Here is a 16,144-nt window from a genome sequence, read left to right on the forward strand (position 1 = left end):
AGTTTGTGATCGGAGGATGGGGAAAACCGATCAATCGCCGGGCTCGTTCCGTCAGTTCCCGGCTGTCTGCTGTCTGCCGTCTGCCGTCTGCCGTCCGCCGTCCGCAGCCGCACCCGTGGTCCGTCCGACGGACGCGGGACGGGCCGACGCCGGTGGAGCGCGGGGAAGGCCGCCCTGACGGCGACCGAGCAGCCGAGCTGTCCGGGCGATGACCCGCGCACCGCCCGGGGGCTGGTGCCGGAGCTTGTCGGGGCGGCCCCGGCATGCCCCTCGCCGGTCACCCCCGGTGGCCCGCACCGGCTCTGACCGTGATGTCAGCCGGCATCCGGCCGGAGCCGGTCGGCGGCCTCGGGCGGCTGGATCCGCATACCGGGGCGGCGTCGGTGCACGGTCAGGTACGTCACCCCGTCCGGGCCGGCCAGGACACCGCGCGTCGCACCGTGGGGCAGCCAGGCCAGGGCGCCGGCACGCAGGGGGCGCTCGCCGTCGGCGCACAGGAGGGCGGCCTCGCCGTCGAGGACCAGTACCAGGACGTCGAGGTCCGGTTCGGTGTGGGTGTCGACCCGCCCCGCCGGGGGGATCCGGACGACGTTGGCGTCGAGCTGCCGCCCCGGCTCCGCGAGCTTCCACAGCGCGCCGGCCGACGCGTCGACGCCGGACGACAGGAGCTCCGCGGTGTCGCACAGGACCCGGGGGAGGGCGGGGCCCGCCGCCGGGAGGGTGGAGCCGCTGTCTTCCGCTGCCATCCGGTGTCACCGTCCGAAGTGCTCGACTGTGCCGACGGACCGCCCGGGTGGGCGGCCGGCCCCGGCCTGGCCCGTCGTGACGCAGTCCACAGGGTCACCGCCGGAAGTAAAGACGAACCTAGCATGCGTATTTGATAGCGTCCTGGTCGTGAGGCTGACGAAGTTCACCGACCTGGCCCTGCGTTCCGTCATGCGCCTGGCGGTCCTGGGGGAAGGTGACGACCCGCCGGCCACCCGTGAGGTGGCCGAGGTCGTGGGCGTGCCGTACACGCACGCGGCGAAGGCCATCACGCGCCTGCGGCACCTCGGCGTGGTGGAGGCGCGGCGCGGGCGCGGCGGCGGGCTGACGCTGACCGACCTGGGCAGGCGTGCCTCGGTGGGCTGGCTGGTGCGCGAGCTGGAGGGCGACGGCGAGGTGGTCTCCTGCGAGGGGGAGACGCCGTGCCCGCTGCGAGGGGCCTGCCGGCTGCGGGGCGCGCTGCGCGACGCCCAGGAGGCGTTCTACGCGGCGCTCGACCCGCTGACCGTGGCGGACCTCGTCGCCTCGCCGACCGGCCCGGTCCTGATCGGCCTTTCGGACCGCACCTCCGCCTGAGGGGCGCACGGACGGGCTGCCGACGCGCCGAGCCGTGACGTAAAACACGAATATTATCTACCACTTAAGGAGTCGCTGTGCTCTCCGAACAGTCCGTCCCGGTGGTCCGGGCCACCCTCCCGGCGGTGGGAGCGGCCATCGGTGACATCACCGAGCTGTTCTACCGGAAGCTGTTCGACGCCCACCCCGAACTGCTGCGGGACCTGTTCAACCGGGGCAACCAGGCCAACGGGGAGCAGCAGCGCGCACTGGCGGGCTCCATCGCCGCGTTCGCCGGCATGCTGCTGGAGCGGCCCGACGCCCGTCCGGACGCGATGCTGTCCAGGATCGCGCACAAGCACGCCTCCCTCGGCGTCACGTCCGACCAGTACAAGATCGTCCACCGTCACCTGTTCGCCGCCATCGCGGAGGTGCTCGGCGACGCCGTCACCCCCGAGGTCGCGGCGGCCTGGGACGAGGTGTACTGGCTGATGGCCAATGCGCTCGTGGCCGTCGAGACCCGCCTCTACCAGGAGGCGGAGGTCGCCGAGGGAGAGGTCTGGCGCCGCATGGAGGTCGTCGAGCGGCGCGAGGAGAGCCTTGACGCCGTCTCCTTCGTACTCCGGCCCGCCGACGGCGGCCCCGCGGGGCCGTTCCGTCCGGGCCAGTACGTCAGCGTCCAGTCGCAGCTGCCGGACGGCTCCCGGCAGATCCGCCAGTACAGCCTGTCCGCGGCGCCCGGCCGGTCCGACTGGCGCATCACCGTCAAACGCGTCCACGGCGAGGGGCAGCCGGACGGCGAGGTCTCCTCCTGGCTCCACGCGCACACACGCGTGGGCGACGTGCTCACCGTGTCCGCGCCGTTCGGCGATCTGGCACTGGCGCAGGGCGACGGCCCCCTGCTGCTGGCCTCCGCCGGAATCGGCGTCACCCCCGTGCTGGCCATGCTGGACCATCTGGCCGCCACCGGCGCGACCCGCCCCGTGACCGTCGTGCACGCCGACCGCACCCCCGCCGACCACGCCCACCGGCGGGAGCAGCTCGACCTGATACGCGCACTCCCCGACGCCCGGCTCCACCTCTGGTACGAGGAGCCCGGCGACGGCGCGCCGGAGGCGTCGACCGGCCGCGCCGACATCGGCGGCCTGGAACTGCCCGAGGGGCTCACGGCCTACCTGTGCGGCCCGGTGCCTTTCATGCGTGCCGTCCGCGGCGACCTGCTGCGCCGCGGGGTGCCCGCGGAAGCCATCCACTACGAGGTCTTCGGCCCCGACCTCTGGCTCGGACAGCAGTAGCGGGCGACGGTCACGCGCCGTGGGGGACGAGCGCGTGACCGCCGGGGTTTTCCGTACGGACGTTAGACCGCAGCGGTGAACGCGGTGGCGATGGCGGTGTCGACGCGCGCGTGGACGACCAGGCGCGGGCCCGAGGTGTCGGCGTTGTTCTCCAGCAGCCGCCGGACCGGCGCGCTGTGGGTGACGACGGACATCAGGACGCCGAGCCGACCACACCACTGGTGGGCCCGGAGCACGGCACTGACCGCGGCATGGCCGGCGGCCCGCTCGGTGAGGACGATGACGACGGGGGTCGGCTGATGGGCGTCGACCAGATGGGTGATGCGCGTGGTCAGCGCGGCCCGCCCGTCGATTCCCGGGTCCTGGTCCACGGTGATGACCAGGACCCCATGCTCCAGGGTGTGGGACAGCATTGTGGCCTCCGATCCGACGCCTGGTGGCGAAGTTGTGTTCAGTGAAAGGGCCCGGCGTCGGGTCCGCAATGCGCTGATGCCGTTCCGGGGGAGCCGTGGGGGAGCCCGGGGGACGTCCCGGGCCGGATTCGGGAGCACCGGTACTGAGTACGATCGTCCGGTCCGTCCCCGATCGCCGCGAGGAGCCCGACCGGTGCCCGCCCCCCTGCCCCCGCCCCGTACCGGGGCGGGCCTGCTGACCCCGGAGCACCTGACGCGGACGGAGGACGGCGAACGGCTGCACGCCCTGCTCTGGCGCCCCGGCCCGGGCTGGCGGATGGCCAGCAGCGCCGTACTGGGCGGCGGGATCGCCGAGCGCGCCTGGGTGCTCAACGCCCAGGTGGCCCACGGCTACCGCCGTACCGACCCCGCGCGGCACCTGGCCGACCTGGCCCGTGCCGCCGGTGCCCGGGGGCCGGGCGTCGGCCTGATGACGGCCGCGGACGTGTCCGCCCCCGGCCGTGCGCGGGACGGCGGCGCGGAAGCCGCGGTGACCGCCGGCATCTCGGTACGCGGATGGGCGGCCTCGCCCGAGGAGGGCGTCCCCGGGGCCGTGGCACCGGGGACGATCAACATCGTCGTCGCGCTGCCGGTCGCACTGGACGACGCCGCCCTGGTCAACGCGGTGATGACGGCGACCGAGGCCAAGGTCCAGGCCCTGCTGGAGTCGGGCCACGACTGCTCCGGCACCCCCACGGACGCCGTGTGCGTCGCGGCCCGCGCACCGGGGACCGGAGCCGACGTCCACTCCTTCGCCGGCCCCCGGTCCGAGTGGGGAGCCCGGCTGGCCCGGGCGGTCCACCGCGCCGTACTCGCCGCTCTCCCCGCCGCCGGCGTTGCTGAACCACCCCATGCGGAACCCGCGTTCCAGGCTCCCGAACCGGAGAAGGCCGACCGCCTGGCCGCCGCACCGGCAGTCCGCGTCGAGGACGGCGAGCCGGCCGGGACGGGCTGGGCCGGCCGCGGGTCCTGGCGGCCCACGACACCGGGTCCTTCACTCCGGTGACCGACGACACCTGCGTGCTGCGCTCCGGCGGCCAAGCGGGACGGGGAGTTCGGGGGAGGCCTGGCCATCCCGTCGCGGACGCCGCTCACCCACGCTCCGGGGCAACCGCCTGAAGGGGCCCGCGGCGCGCCGCGCACCACGAGGGAGGACCGGCGGCGCGGGGGACCCCGCCGCACGCGTGCGGCGGTGCTCAGCGCCGGGAGGTCTTCTGCAGCGCCTTGTCGAGGGCGGCCTTGAAGCCGTTGGCCCACAACTGGTTCACCCGGCTGCGCTCGTTGGCGTTCGGGTAGGCGTTCGTGCAGGAGGGGCCGGGGCCGCCGCCCGACATCAGCTCGCTGCACGGGCCGGAGTAGTGGTCGGGCAGACCGAGCACATGACCGGTCTCGTGGGCGGTGACGCGGGTCGAGTCGTACTGCTGGTTCTGCCGGTAGTCGAGGAAGATGTAGCCCCTGCCGTGCCCGTCCGTGGAGGCGTACGAGCCGCGCGAGTCGTTGCCCTCGTAGTACGCGAAGTCGGCGCCGGAGCTCGACTCCTGGAGGCGCACGTTGGCCACGGAGCTGTTCCAGATCGAGGTGCTGCGGGATATCTGCGAGCGGAAGCTGGGCGCGCTGGTGGCGCTGTAGTAGACGGTGACGGCGGCCGTCGAGCTCGGGTCGGCGGCGCGCTTCTCGGCGACGGACTTGATGACCGCCTCGAAGAACGCCCGGTTGTTCCGGGCGTCTTCGCCGGATCCGGCCGTCGGCTCGTATCCGACGGCGGCGGCCCGGGCCGGAGCCTCGGGCGCGGTGGCCGTCGCGGCCGGGCCGGTACCGAGCACGGCCGCCGTCAGGCCGAGACCGACCGCGGTGGACAGCAGGGGCAGACTGATGCGCATCGATGACTCCTTGTGTGGGGGAGTGGGGGAGAGAAGTCGTCACCGGTGAGTGTGGAGCGCCCATGAGCCCGCTGTGATGATGGCAACCGGTGATAGGGCCGGGCTATCACCCGCCGCTGCGCCGGCCCGGGAACCGGTTCGGCCGGAGCGCAGAACTCGCCCTGGTCCGCCGCGTTTTGTTCACCTGGCGCAACCAACTGTTCCGCTCTACGCTCCCTGCATGGAGCTCGAGGTGAGGCACCTACGCGCGCTGTGCGCCATCGCCGACGCCGGCAGCCTGCACCGGGCGGCACGCCAACTCGGCGTCACCCAGCCCACCTTGAGCACGCAGCTGAGCCGCATCGAACAGGCCCTGGGCGGGCCCCTGTTCACCCGTGGACGCACCGGCTGCCGCCCCACCCCGCTCGGCCGCACGGTCCTCGGCCGGGCCCGTCCGCTGCTGGCCGACATGCGCACCCTGGTCCGCGAGGCCCGCGCCGCCGCGGCCGGCGGCGACAGCAGGCTGCGCGTCGGCTCCACGGCCAGCCGCGCCCTGGCCGGCTGGCTGCGCAGGCTCAGACAGCCGGGCCTGGAACCGACGCTCCAGATGGACGTCTCCGCCAACGCGCTGCTGCGCCGGGTCACCGACGGCCAGCTCGACGTCGCCTTCGTGCACGAGGTCGAGGGCTGCCCGCTGCGCGTTCCCGAGGGCCTGCGGCTGCGCGTCCTCGTCGAGCGGGAGCCGCAGTTCGTCATGCTGCCCGCGGACCACCCGGCGGCCACCCGGCCCGTCGTCCGCCTCTCCGACCTGGCCGACGACCGCTGGATGGTCGACCCCACCGTCGACGGCGAGTGGGACGGGGTGCACCGCATGCTGCGCGCCGTGGGCCTCGACCCCCGCGTCCTGCACGGCGACTACCACACCGCCGCGTCCCTCGTCGCCACCGGCGAGGTGGTGACCGTATGCCAGCCCAGCTCCCTGTCACGCCCCGACACGGCGGTGCGGCGTCTGTACGGCGACCCCCTCGGTGTCCGCCTGCTGCTGGCCGCGCGCACCCGGGCCGAGCTGGACGCCGTCTACCCGGCCCTGGAGGAGGCGTACTGGGAGGTGGCCCGCCAGTCCACCGCGTACCGGGAGTGGCTGGAACGCGCCGGGCTCCGCCCCGTCGAGGCGTGCCCGCCCGGAACCGTCACGGCGACCGACCGGGCGGCGTTCGTACCGGTCCGCTGAGCGGGTCGGCCATTGGGGTGGTTTCCCCCCGGAACCGGTATGACAAAACGCCCATACGGTTACGGAGAGAGGCATGAGCTCTGTACGACGTCTCCCGCCCCTTCGTTCGATGGCCGTCATCTGCGCCCTGGGCGGCGCGGTTCTCCTGATGACCGGCTGCACGAACGCCGACACGGCACGCTCCAGTGTCGCCGAGGCGGCTCAGACCACTCCCCCCACCGACACGTCATCCCCTACCGACACCACCTCCCCCTCTCCCACGTCCTCCCTGACCGAGGACCAGGCCGAGCGCAAGGCCCTGGTCCCGATGGCGAAGGTCACCTGGGACAAGGCGGCCGACACCGCCGTCAAGGAGGTCCCCGAGGGCAAGCTCGTCGCCCTCGAACTCAAGCGCACCTCGGCCGACGCCACGACGTCGACCGGCTCGCCCAGCCCCAGCACGCCGAACCCGGCCCCCAGCCAGGACGCCCCGGAGTGGGAGGCCAAGGTCGCCGCCTCCGACGGCACCGTCCACCGCGTCGACATCGACGCCGTCTCCGGCAAGGTCTTCCGGACCCAGGCCGAAGACCAGGACTCGGACGACAAGCAGAAGGTCTCCGACCGGCTGGGCAAGGCGACCCAGACACCCGAGCAGGCCGTGAAGGCGGCCACCGACAAGACCAAGGGCACCGTCACCGGTGTCGAGCTGGACGAGAACGACGACCAGCAGCTCCTGTGGTCCGTCGACGTCGTGTCGACCGACAACTGGAACAAGACGACCGTGGACGTCGACGCGACGAACGGCAAGATCCTGCGAGAGCACGTGGACCGCGACTGAGCCCCGACGCGCGGCACACCGCGACCGGCATGGCCGGCGGTACGCGACGGACACCGCCACAAGCGCGACGGGAGCAGCGGGTGGAGTGACCCCGCTGCTCCCGTCGTGGTCTCCCCCCGTCGCCGCCGGCCGCGCTCCGGCGACGGCGAGGGTGACGACCGCCGGCGACCGCGGTGGCCGGGGCGGTGGCTAGGATCGCCCGCATGACGGCACCCGAACCGACCATTCTCGCCACCTCCGGTGGTCACCGCGCGGGTGGCCGGACCATGGTGGCGTTCGACGCCCTGGTGCACCACGCGGTGGACCTCTCGGGCGCGCACGGCCGACGTCCCCGCGTCCTGTACGTCGGCACGGCCATCGGGGACGCCGAGCACTTCACCGCCCGCATGACGGAGGCCGCCCGCGTGGCCGGGTTCGACCTGACCCCGCTGCACCTGTTCCCCATGCCCAACGTGGAGGACGTGGAGGGGACCGTTCTCGCCCAGGACGTCGTCTGGGTCATGGGCGGCTCGGTGGCCAACCTGCTGGCCGTGTGGCGCGTGCACGGCCTGGACCGCGTCATGCGCCGGGCCTGGGAGGCCGGCGTCGTGCTCAGCGGGGTGAGCGCGGGCTCCCTGTGCTGGTTCCGGGGCGGCGCGACCGACTCCTTCGGGCCCGAACTGCGCCCCCTCACCGACGCCCTGGGCTTCCTGCCCTACGGCAACGGCGTGCACTACGACGTCGACCCGGGCCGCCGCCCGCTGATCCACCGGCTCGTCGCCGACGGCACCCTGCCGACGGCCCACTGCACGGACGACGGCGTCGGTCTCGTCTACCGCGGCACCGAACTGGTCGAGGCCGTGACGGAGATACCCGGCAAGTGCGCCTACGTGGTCGCCCGCGACGGCGACGCGGCGGTGGAGGAACGCATCGAGCCGCGAGAACTGCCCGGCGTGGCGTGATCCGGTGACGTCCTCGCCCTCCGAGGCGTCAAGTCCCTGACGGGCGGGTTCCGTCGAGACCGGGCGCGAGGAGGTCGCGGTCACCGCACCGGCCCGGGCCGTCCGGCCCGCCGTCCGTGTTTGCCGCCGCGGTGAGAGGCAAAGCGGTGTCCATGAGCGATCCGAACAAGGAAACGAACCAGAAGTCCAACGCCACACGCACCGCGCAGTCCAGGGTCCGCGGCGCCGCGGACAAGGCGACCGCGCCCGCCTCGCGGGCCGGGCAGGCCGCGTCCGGCAAGGCCGCTGACGCGGCGTCAGCGGCCAAGGCCGGTGCCCGGCGTTCGGCCGAGGCCGCGAACGGTGCCGTGCGGACGGCGGCCAAGGGCGCCGAAGCCGGCCGTCAGGCGGTCGTCGCCACCTCGGGGCAGGTCGCGGCCACGGCCAAGACGGCGTGGACGGTCATCGCCCACCGCAAGCTCGTCGCCGCGGGCCTGGGAGCCGGCATCACCGCCCTGAGCGCCGCGTCGTACGCGGTGGGCCGCCGCGCGGGACGCCACACGCACGGTCCCCTCACCCGGCTCACCGGCGGCCGGATCTGACGCCTGCCACGCGGAACGCCGGGGCCGACGGACGCCGAACAGCCCGGGACCAGCGGCTGCGGCACCTCCGCCTCGGTCACGGCGTTCGGCCCCGCCTCGGCCGGGACGCCCGGTACCGCTCCCCGGAAGGGGGAAGATGGACCGCGAGCGAATGCCCGACCGATGCGGAGGAGTGCGCGCATGCAACACGACCGAGCCGGCAAGCCGGCCGGCCCCGAGGACCTGATCGACGTCGCCCGGCTGGTGACGGCGTACTACGCGCTGCACCCGGACCCGGCCGAGCCCGGCCAGCGCGTGGCCTTCGGCACGTCCGGGCACCGCGGATCGTCCCTGACGGCGGCCTTCAACGAGGACCACATCGCGGCGACCAGCCAGGCCATCTGCGAGTACCGCGAAGCTCAGGGCACCGACGGCCCGCTCTTCCTGGGCGCCGACACGCACGCCCTGTCCGAGCCGGCGCGGATCACCGCGCTGGAGGTGTTCGCGGCCAACGACGTGACCGTCCTCATCGACGCCGCGGACGGCTACACCCCCACGCCGGCGGTCTCGCACGCCATCCTCACCCACAACCGGGGCCGCACCTCCGGCCTCGCCGACGGCGTGGTCGTCACCCCCTCGCACAACCCGCCCGCCGACGGCGGCTTCAAGTACAACCCGCCGGGCGGCGGCCCGGCGGGTTCGGAGGCGACCTCCTGGATCCAGGACCGGGCCAACGAGATCATCGCGGCCGGCCTGAAGGACGTACGGCGCGTCCCCTACGCCAAGGCGCTCGCCGCGCCCGGCACCGGCCGCTACGACTTCCTCGACACCTATGTCTCCGACGTGCCGGGCGTCCTCGACCTCGACGCCGTCCGGTCGGCCGGCGTGCGGATCGGTGCCGACCCGCTGGGCGGCGCCTCCGTCGCGTACTGGGGCCGCATCGCCGAGCAGCACCGCCTCGACCTGACGGTGGTCAACCCGCTCACCGACCCCACCTGGCGGTTCATGACGCTCGACTGGGACGGCAAGATCCGCATGGACTGCTCGTCGCCGCATGCGATGGCCTCCCTCATCGAGCGGCGCGACCGCTTCGACATCGCGACCGGCAACGACGCCGACGCCGACCGGCACGGCATCGTCACCCCGGACGCCGGGCTGATGAACCCCAACCACTACCTCGCCACCGCCATCGCCTACCTGTACGCCCACCGCGCCGACTGGCCCGCCGACGCGGGCGTGGGCAAGACGCTGGTCTCCTCCGGCATGATCGACCGGGTCGCCGCGGACCTCGGGCGACGGCTGGTCGAGGTGCCCGTCGGCTTCAAGTGGTTCGTGGACGGACTGGTCGACGGCACGCTCGGCTTCGGCGGTGAGGAGTCGGCCGGGGCGTCGTTCCTGCGCCGGGACGGTTCCGTGTGGACCACGGACAAGGACGGCATCGTCCTCGCCCTGCTCGCCTCCGAGATCACCGCCGTCACCGGCGAGACACCCTCCCAGCACTACGCCGCCCTCACCGCCCGCTTCGGCGAGCCCGCCTACGCCCGTATCGACGCGCCGGCGACCCGCGAGGAGAAGACCCGCCTGGCCAGGCTGTCCCCGGCCCAGGTCACCGCGGACACCCTCGCCGGGGAGCCGGTCACCTCCGTGCTCACCGAGGCGCCGGGCAACGGCGCGCCCATCGGCGGCATCAAGGTGACCACCGAGAACGCGTGGTTCGCCGCCCGGCCTTCCGGCACCGAGGACGTGTACAAGATCTACGGCGAGTCGTTCCTCGGGGCGGACCACCTCCGCCAGGTGCAGGACGAGGCCAGGCACGTGGTGCTCGGCGCCCTGGGCGGCTGACGCCGTGCCGGGCCCCCGGGCCGGTCAGCGACGACCGGCCCGGGGGAGCGCCACGGTCAGCCCGCGGATCTCGTAACCGTCGATCGCCTCCTGGAAGGCGACGTGCGGCTCGCCGCTCATGCGGATGCCGTCGAGGGCGAACAGGCGGCTGAGGAACACGTCGGTCTCCAGAAGGGCGATGTGCGCCCCCGGGCACCGGTGCGACCCGTCACCGAACGAGAGCCCCGCACCGACACCGGCGGCGCGGCCGGGCCGGACCAGCAGCGGATCGTCGCCCACGACCTCCGGGTCGGCGTTGGCGTCGTCCAGGAGCAGCTCGGCATGCTCGGGGACCTCACCGACCTGCCGACCACACTGGACCGGATCGTGGCCGACGGCTGGACGCCCGTCGGCGGGCATGTCAGCAGCCGCCGGGAGCTCGACGACTACGAGTGGGCCCGGACCGGCTCGCCGGCCTCCCGGGCCCTGGATCACCCCACCGACCGGACAGCGCGCAGGCGCTCGAGGCGGCCACCACCCACCGCCGCCAGTGGCTGCGCGTCTACCGGGACGTACTGGGCTTCGTCTGCCTGGTCCTGCGCCCGACGGGCGACTGGACCCCGGCGTGCGCCGGTGACCGGGCCCGTGTGTGATGTTTCCCGGGTTTGGGGGTAGACGGGCCGGCATAGCGGTCGAGGCTCAGGAAGAGGGCGGATCGGATGGACGGGGCTGCCCGGAACGGGGACCAGCCGGCGGAAGCCCTGGTCAGGGTTTCGGCGGAGTACGAGGGCATTCCCGGTGACATCGCCCGGGGCAGGGAGCTGGCCCGGTGCTTCCTGACCCGGCTGCGGGCGGTCCCGGGCCTGCCGGTGTCCGACCGTGCGGTGGACGTGCTGCAACTGGTGGTCAGCGAGCTGCTGACCAACTCCTGCAAATACGCCCCAGGCCCCTCCCTGGTCGATCTGGAACTGGCCGAGGACCGGGTGGAAGTGACGGTGTGGGACAGCGACCCGGTGCTGCCGATGGCCGAGCGAGCGGACCCGGACCGGATCGGCCGGCACGGGCTGGAGATCGTCATGGCCCTCTGCCAGAGCTTCGAGGTGCACCGTGAGCCGGTCGGCAAGCGCATGAGGGCCGCGGTGCGGCTCGCCGACGACCTGAGCCCCACGGCCGTCGGTCACCCGTCCTGATCCCTGCCGGGCCGAGGCGACCACCGCCGCACCGGGCCGTCGGACCCGCCGCTCCTACCGTTCCACGGGCCGTCGGCCCGGTGCCGGGAGCCGGTACACCACGCCGCGGCGCAGCGGCCCTTCGGGCACGCCGGGGTCGTCGAAGTCGTCGGCCGGGTCGCGGGTCATCCCGAGACGGCGCATCACCGCCTGTGAGCGCAGATTGGTGGCCGTCGTCACCGCGAGGACCTCCGCGAGCCCGAGTTCATCGAAGGCGAAGTCCACCACGGCCCGCGCGGCCTCGGTCGCGTAACCGTGGCCCCAGGCCGGGCGGGCCAGCCGCCAGCCGGCCTCCACCCCGGTGAACGGCATGCCGTCCTCCACGGGGTCGAGCCCGGTGAACCCGATGAACTCACCGGTCGCGGCGACCTCCACCGCCCACCATCCCCACCCCCGCTGGTCGAGGTCGGCCCGGAAACAGGCCACGGACGCGTCGCTCTGCTCCCGGGTGAGCACCCCGGGGAAGTGCTCGCGGACCACCGGGTCGGCGTTCATGGCGGCCCACGGGGCCAGGTCGGACTCCCGCCACCGGCGGAGCACGAGACGATCGGTTGCGAGCTCGGACATCACGCCAGCCTAGGCAGCGCGACCCCGCCGGGCCACCGAATTGAGGCGACGACCCACCCGCGCGCGTCACCCCGGCACGCCCCCCCCGCGCACAGGACCGGCGGCGGAGGCCTGCCCGCCCCCCGCCTTCGGCCTCCGGAGCGGTTCACCCCCGCCACCTGGGGGAACCTGGCGGGATGGACGGCATCGGAAGGCTGTGAGGGTCGTGACACCACGCTGGGCGGGCCACCGGGAGGACGACGAGCCAGGGCACGGACGGACGGGCGGTGTCCCCGAGTCCGACGTCGCCCGCGCCGTCCTGCGTGATCTCGGCGCGGGTGTGCTCACCCTCGACACGGCCGCCCGGATCACCTCGGTGAACCCCTGGGCCGAGCGGATGCTGGGACGTTCCGCGCGGGACATGATCGGGCATGACGCGCACGACCTCCTGCACCGGCACGCCGACGGCTCTCCCGTGCCGCGCGAGCGGTGCGCGCTGCGCAACCCCCTGCGCGGAGCACCCGCCGAGGAGGGGAGCGAGGAGTACTTCCAGCGGTCCGACGGCACCACGGTACCCATCATCTGGGCGGCCACCCCGCTCATGGGCCGGGGCCGGCGGGAAGGTCTCGTGCTCGTCTTCCGCGACTTCAGCCTGCACCGCGGCGTCGCCGAGGAGAACGAGGCGCGGACCAGCGCACTGGAGGCCCTGACCGCCCAGCTGCACCTGGTCGCCGAGATCTCCACGGTGCTGATCCCCACGGAGCGCGTCTCCACCACGCTCTGCCGCCTCCTGCGGCTGCTGGTGCCGGAACTGGGCCAGTGGGCGGCGGTCGACGTCTACCCGGGGCAGTCGGACGTACTGGAACGGGTCGCCGTCCGCAGCAGCACCCACCCGCACCGGGCGGGACGACTGCGGGGGCCGGTGGCCCCGCTGCCGGACCCGGCCCGTGCCGCGCTGACCCGGCTGCTCGACGGCGACCGGCCCGTCCCGCTGAACGCCGGGCAACTGCTCCGGGACCCGGAGAACCCGCTCGCCGCGACCCACGGCATGCTGTTCGAACGGCTCGGCGGGCACGCGGCCGTCGTCGTCCCCCTCCGCACCCGGCAGCGGTCCTACGGAATGCTGACCGTGGCCCGCACCGGGGACCACCCCGCCCCCACCGAGGCCGAGGTCGCCCTGCTGGCCGACATCGGCCGCCGCGTCGGACTGGTCCTGGACAACGCCCGGCTCTACCACGAGCAGCAGAACGTCGCCGCGACGATGCAACGCCAGCTGCTGACCCCCCTCCCGCAGGTCGACCACCTCCGCATGGCCGCACGTTACCGGCCCGCCGAGAGCGCCATGGAGGTCGGCGGCGACTGGTACGACGCCTTCCTGCTCGCCGACGGCGTGATGGCCCTGGTCATCGGGGACGTGGTCGGGCACGACCTGCAGGCCGCCGCCCACATGGCCGAGGTCCGCAACATGCTGCGCGCCCTGGCCTGGGACCACCAGGAGCCGCCCAGTGTGATCATGCGGCGCCTCGACGAGGCCGTGACCAACACCAGCGACGCGCCCATGGCCACCCTCGTCTTCGCCCGGGTCGAAGGCCGCGAGGGCGGCCCCTGGCGACTGCACTGGGTCAACGCGGGCCATCCGCCGCCCCTGCTCGTCACCCGGGACGGCGGTACCCGCTTCCTGGAGGGCGGCCACGGCCCGCTGATCGGCATGAGCGCCACCCTGCGCCTCGGCCTGAGCTGGCCCGACGCGCGCGAGGAGCTGCCGCCGGAGAGCATCCTCCTGCTCTACACCGACGGACTGGTGGAGAGCCGTGACCGTCCGATCGACCTCGGCATGGCCCGGCTCCGCCACCATGCCGGCGTCCTGGCCTGCCGACTGGAGGGGGGAAGCGTCGACGGCTTCTGCGACGAGCTGCTCGCGCGTGTCGCGCCCCGCGGCGACGACGTCGCCCTGGTCGCCCTGCGCCTGCCCCCGGCCGGGGTCGGCGCCCCCGGCGACACGGCACCGCCCCCGCCGCCCCAGTCCGCGCACAGCCAGGCCTCCCCCGACCGGGCCGCTCCGGGCTCGCGCCGCCAGCGGCCCGAGGTGACGGACCCGACCCACGTCGACCCGGAGGAGTAGCGGACCGGGGCCGCGGTGACGGGCCGACCGGAGCGCGCTCTCCTCCTCGTACCCGTCCCGCCCCGGGCCGCGTGCGCGGATGGCGCACGCTTCGACCATTGGGGGGACGCCGCGCCGCTGACGCCGAGGGGCCGGGCATTCTCCGGGGCGTCCCCCGGCCGGTGGATGCCGGCCCCGAGACCGGCGTCCTCGGGGAGCGCTCGCGGTTTTGGCGGGGGACCACGGTCGGCTTCCGCGTCACCGGGGCGTGGCCCGCCGCCCAACCAGGCGCGGCAGCAGGCCGGTTGACGACGGGCCGACGTGCCGGCCAGGTTCCGCGGACCCCCGGCCGGTACCTCCGTACGGGCTGCCGGACGCGGCGGCCGTTCACCCGGCTGAGCGCCTTGAGTGGTGCGAGACGGAGGGTTGGCTGACGGTGATTCACGTCGGGACTGGGTCACTTCAGCTGACGAAGCACCAGCTGCCCGGTCGTGACGGAAGGAATCTCAGATGCGTTCTGCTCGCACCCTCCTGCTCACATCGGCCGCCTCGGCCGTCCTGGTCCTGGGCGCTCCTGGCGCCTACGCGGCCGGGGGAGACTGGAACAACGACGACTCTTCCTACAGCAAGGAGCACGACAACGGAGGCAAGCACGACGAACCGCGTGGTGGGATGCACACGGGTGGCGGTGCGCTGACCGCGGTGTCCGAAGGTGACTGGGACAACGGCGGCCGTGATTCCGGCGGGGACAAGAAGGACGACGGTGACAAGAAGGACGACTCCGGGTCCTACAAGTCCGACTCCGACAAGAAGGACGACGGCGACAAGTCCTGGGGCGGCGACCACGACAAGCCGCGCGGTGGGATGCACACCGGTGGCGGTGCGCTGACCGCCGTGAACGAGGGTGACTGGGACGGCGGCGGCCGCGACTCCGGCGGCGGCCGTGACTCGGGCTCCTCCTACAAGGACGAGGGCGACAAGTCCTGGGGCGGTGACCACGAGAAGCCGCGTGGCGGGATGCACACCGGAGGTGGCGCCCTCGACGCGTCCGGTACGACCGCCGGCGGGCTCGCCGTCCTGGCCGTCGCCGGGGCCGGTCTGTACGCCGTCCGCCGCAGGAAGTCGGCTCGCGGGGTGGCGTAAGCCATGCCGGGCGTCATAGCAGTCGGGCCGCCACCCGCGCACCGGTGTGGCGGCCCGGCTCGCTCCCCGCCCACACCCCTCCGCCCTGCTGCCCTGCCCTAGTGAGGTGGTCCTCGATGGCAGTCTCCCCTTCCTCCCCCTCCGACGACAAGCCGGCACCGGCCGGCCAGGGGTCTCACTCGGGCATGACGGTGCTGTGCGCCATTGCCCTCCTGGTCCTGGCGGTGAGCCTGCTCGGCGGCAACGACACATCGGCCGGCACCTCCTCCCGCCCACCGCTCGCCGCGCAGCCCGGCGTGTCCGCCCCGTCCACCCCGTACCCCGGCGTGTCCGCCCCGCCCGCCGCCGGACCGGCGGAGAAGGACCTGCCCCGGTCGAAGCCGGTGCGCCTGCTCATCCCGGACATCTCCGTCGACGCGCCCTTCACGGACCTCGCCATCGGCGCGGGCGGGCAACTGGAGGCTCCGCCGCCGGACGACACCAACCTCGTCGGCTGGTACGCCAAGGGAACCTCCCCGGGGGAGACGGGCACCTCGATCATCGCCGGGCACGTGGACACGAAGACGTCCGCGGCCGTCTTCGTCCACCTCCACAAGCTGGACGAGGGCGACGTCTTCCACGTCGGACGCGCCGACGGCCGCAGGGCGACCTTCGTGGTCGACGCCCTGGAGACCTTCGACAAGGACGACTTCCCCAGCGAGCGCGTGTACGGCGACACGGACCGGGCCGAGGTACGGCTCATCACCTGCGCGGGGGACTACGACCGCAAGGCGAAGGACTACACGGACAACCTGGTGGTCTTCGCCCACCTCGTCTGAGGCCGCCCGGT

General features: G+C 73.8%; 16 protein-coding genes and 2 pseudogenes. 13 read left to right on the top strand and 5 right to left on the bottom strand.

Annotated features, from left to right (window positions below; translation table 11 throughout):
- Positions 1 to 314: 314 nt before the first annotated feature.
- Entirely contained in the window at positions 315 to 746 is a 432-nt protein-coding gene (locus KUM32_RS00915) for a hypothetical protein (RefSeq protein WP_217139787.1), read from the bottom strand.
- Between the two features lie 148 nt (positions 747 to 894).
- Here KUM32_RS00915 and nsrR point away from each other — a divergent pair, with 148 nt between their 5' ends.
- Together nsrR and KUM32_RS00925 are read left to right on the top strand one after the other, a co-directional pair.
- Entirely contained in the window at positions 895 to 1,341 is a 447-nt protein-coding gene (gene nsrR / locus KUM32_RS00920) for a nitric oxide-sensing transcriptional repressor NsrR (protein WP_217139788.1), read from the top strand.
- 77 nt (positions 1,342 to 1,418) lie between these two features.
- A complete protein-coding gene (locus KUM32_RS00925) occupies positions 1,419 to 2,615 on the top strand; it encodes a globin domain-containing protein (protein WP_217139789.1) in 1,197 nt (398 codons plus the stop codon).
- Positions 2,616 to 2,677: 62 nt separating this feature from the next.
- Here KUM32_RS00925 and KUM32_RS00930 read toward each other — a convergent pair whose 3' ends face one another.
- Positions 2,678 to 3,028: a hypothetical protein gene (locus KUM32_RS00930; protein ID WP_217139790.1), complete on the bottom strand. Its 351-nt coding sequence runs from the start codon at positions 3,026 to 3,028 to the stop codon at positions 2,678 to 2,680.
- 193 nt (positions 3,029 to 3,221) lie between these two features.
- Here KUM32_RS00930 and KUM32_RS00935 point away from each other — a divergent pair.
- A pseudogene (locus KUM32_RS00935) lies at positions 3,222 to 3,899 on the top strand (adenosylcobinamide amidohydrolase); the annotation flags it as partial.
- Between the two features lie 364 nt (positions 3,900 to 4,263).
- On the opposite strand, the gene snpA reads toward KUM32_RS00935, so the two are convergent.
- Positions 4,264 to 4,947, bottom strand: coding sequence for a snapalysin (snpA, locus tag KUM32_RS00940; protein WP_217139792.1), 684 nt, complete (start codon positions 4,945 to 4,947; stop codon positions 4,264 to 4,266).
- A 220-nt stretch (positions 4,948 to 5,167) separates the two neighbouring features.
- On the opposite strand from snpA, the gene KUM32_RS00945 reads away from it, so the two are divergent.
- From KUM32_RS00945 to pgm, 5 genes are all read left to right on the top strand, one after another.
- A complete protein-coding gene (locus KUM32_RS00945) occupies positions 5,168 to 6,157 on the top strand; it encodes a LysR family transcriptional regulator (protein WP_217139793.1) in 990 nt (329 codons plus the stop codon).
- A 73-nt stretch (positions 6,158 to 6,230) separates the two neighbouring features.
- On the top strand, positions 6,231 to 6,974 hold the full coding sequence (locus KUM32_RS00950; protein ID WP_217139794.1) for a PepSY domain-containing protein: 744 nt from the start codon (positions 6,231 to 6,233) through the stop codon (positions 6,972 to 6,974).
- Positions 6,975 to 7,177: 203 nt separating this feature from the next.
- A complete protein-coding gene (locus tag KUM32_RS00955) occupies positions 7,178 to 7,915 on the top strand; it encodes a peptidase E (protein ID WP_217139795.1) in 738 nt (245 codons plus the stop codon).
- A 152-nt stretch (positions 7,916 to 8,067) separates the two neighbouring features.
- A complete protein-coding gene (locus KUM32_RS00960; RefSeq protein ID WP_217139796.1) occupies positions 8,068 to 8,496 on the top strand; it encodes a hypothetical protein in 429 nt (142 codons plus the stop codon).
- Between the two features lie 180 nt (positions 8,497 to 8,676).
- Complete coding sequence (gene pgm / locus KUM32_RS00965) at positions 8,677 to 10,317, top strand: phosphoglucomutase (alpha-D-glucose-1,6-bisphosphate-dependent) (RefSeq protein ID WP_217139797.1); 1,641 nt, start codon at positions 8,677 to 8,679, stop codon at positions 10,315 to 10,317.
- Between the two features lie 24 nt (positions 10,318 to 10,341).
- On the opposite strand, the gene KUM32_RS00970 is transcribed toward pgm, so the two are convergent.
- Positions 10,342 to 10,716, bottom strand: coding sequence for a hypothetical protein (locus tag KUM32_RS00970; RefSeq protein ID WP_308408561.1), 375 nt, complete (start codon positions 10,714 to 10,716; stop codon positions 10,342 to 10,344).
- On the opposite strand from KUM32_RS00970, the pseudogene KUM32_RS00975 reads away from it, so the two are divergent.
- A pseudogene (locus KUM32_RS00975) lies at positions 10,627 to 10,949 on the top strand (hypothetical protein); the annotation flags it as partial. The gene KUM32_RS00970 and the pseudogene KUM32_RS00975 overlap by 90 nt on opposite strands.
- A 66-nt stretch (positions 10,950 to 11,015) precedes the next feature.
- Complete coding sequence (locus tag KUM32_RS00980) at positions 11,016 to 11,486, top strand: ATP-binding protein (protein ID WP_217139798.1); 471 nt, start codon at positions 11,016 to 11,018, stop codon at positions 11,484 to 11,486.
- 54 nt (positions 11,487 to 11,540) lie between these two features.
- Here KUM32_RS00980 and KUM32_RS00985 read toward each other — a convergent pair whose 3' ends face one another.
- On the bottom strand, positions 11,541 to 12,092 hold the full coding sequence (locus tag KUM32_RS00985) for a GNAT family N-acetyltransferase (RefSeq protein ID WP_217139799.1): 552 nt from the start codon (positions 12,090 to 12,092) through the stop codon (positions 11,541 to 11,543).
- Positions 12,093 to 12,297: 205 nt separating this feature from the next.
- On the opposite strand from KUM32_RS00985, the gene KUM32_RS00990 reads away from it, so the two are divergent.
- The 3 genes from KUM32_RS00990 to KUM32_RS01000 all read left to right on the top strand — a co-directional run bounded on the left by KUM32_RS00990 (position 12,298) and on the right by KUM32_RS01000 (position 16,133).
- The gene (locus KUM32_RS00990) at positions 12,298 to 14,193 is read left to right on the top strand and encodes a SpoIIE family protein phosphatase (protein WP_217139800.1); all 1,896 of its coding nucleotides are present in this window, start codon (positions 12,298 to 12,300) and stop codon (positions 14,191 to 14,193) included.
- 489 nt (positions 14,194 to 14,682) lie between these two features.
- Positions 14,683 to 15,315 carry a hypothetical protein gene (locus KUM32_RS00995; protein ID WP_217139801.1) on the top strand — a complete coding sequence of 211 codons (633 nt, stop codon included), beginning with the start codon at positions 14,683 to 14,685 and terminating at the stop codon, positions 15,313 to 15,315.
- Positions 15,316 to 15,431: 116 nt separating this feature from the next.
- Positions 15,432 to 16,133: a class F sortase gene (locus KUM32_RS01000; protein ID WP_217139802.1), complete on the top strand. Its 702-nt coding sequence runs from the start codon at positions 15,432 to 15,434 to the stop codon at positions 16,131 to 16,133.
- Positions 16,134 to 16,144 lie beyond the last annotated feature (11 nt).

This window comes from Streptomyces sp. AC627_RSS907 (assembly GCF_019049165.1).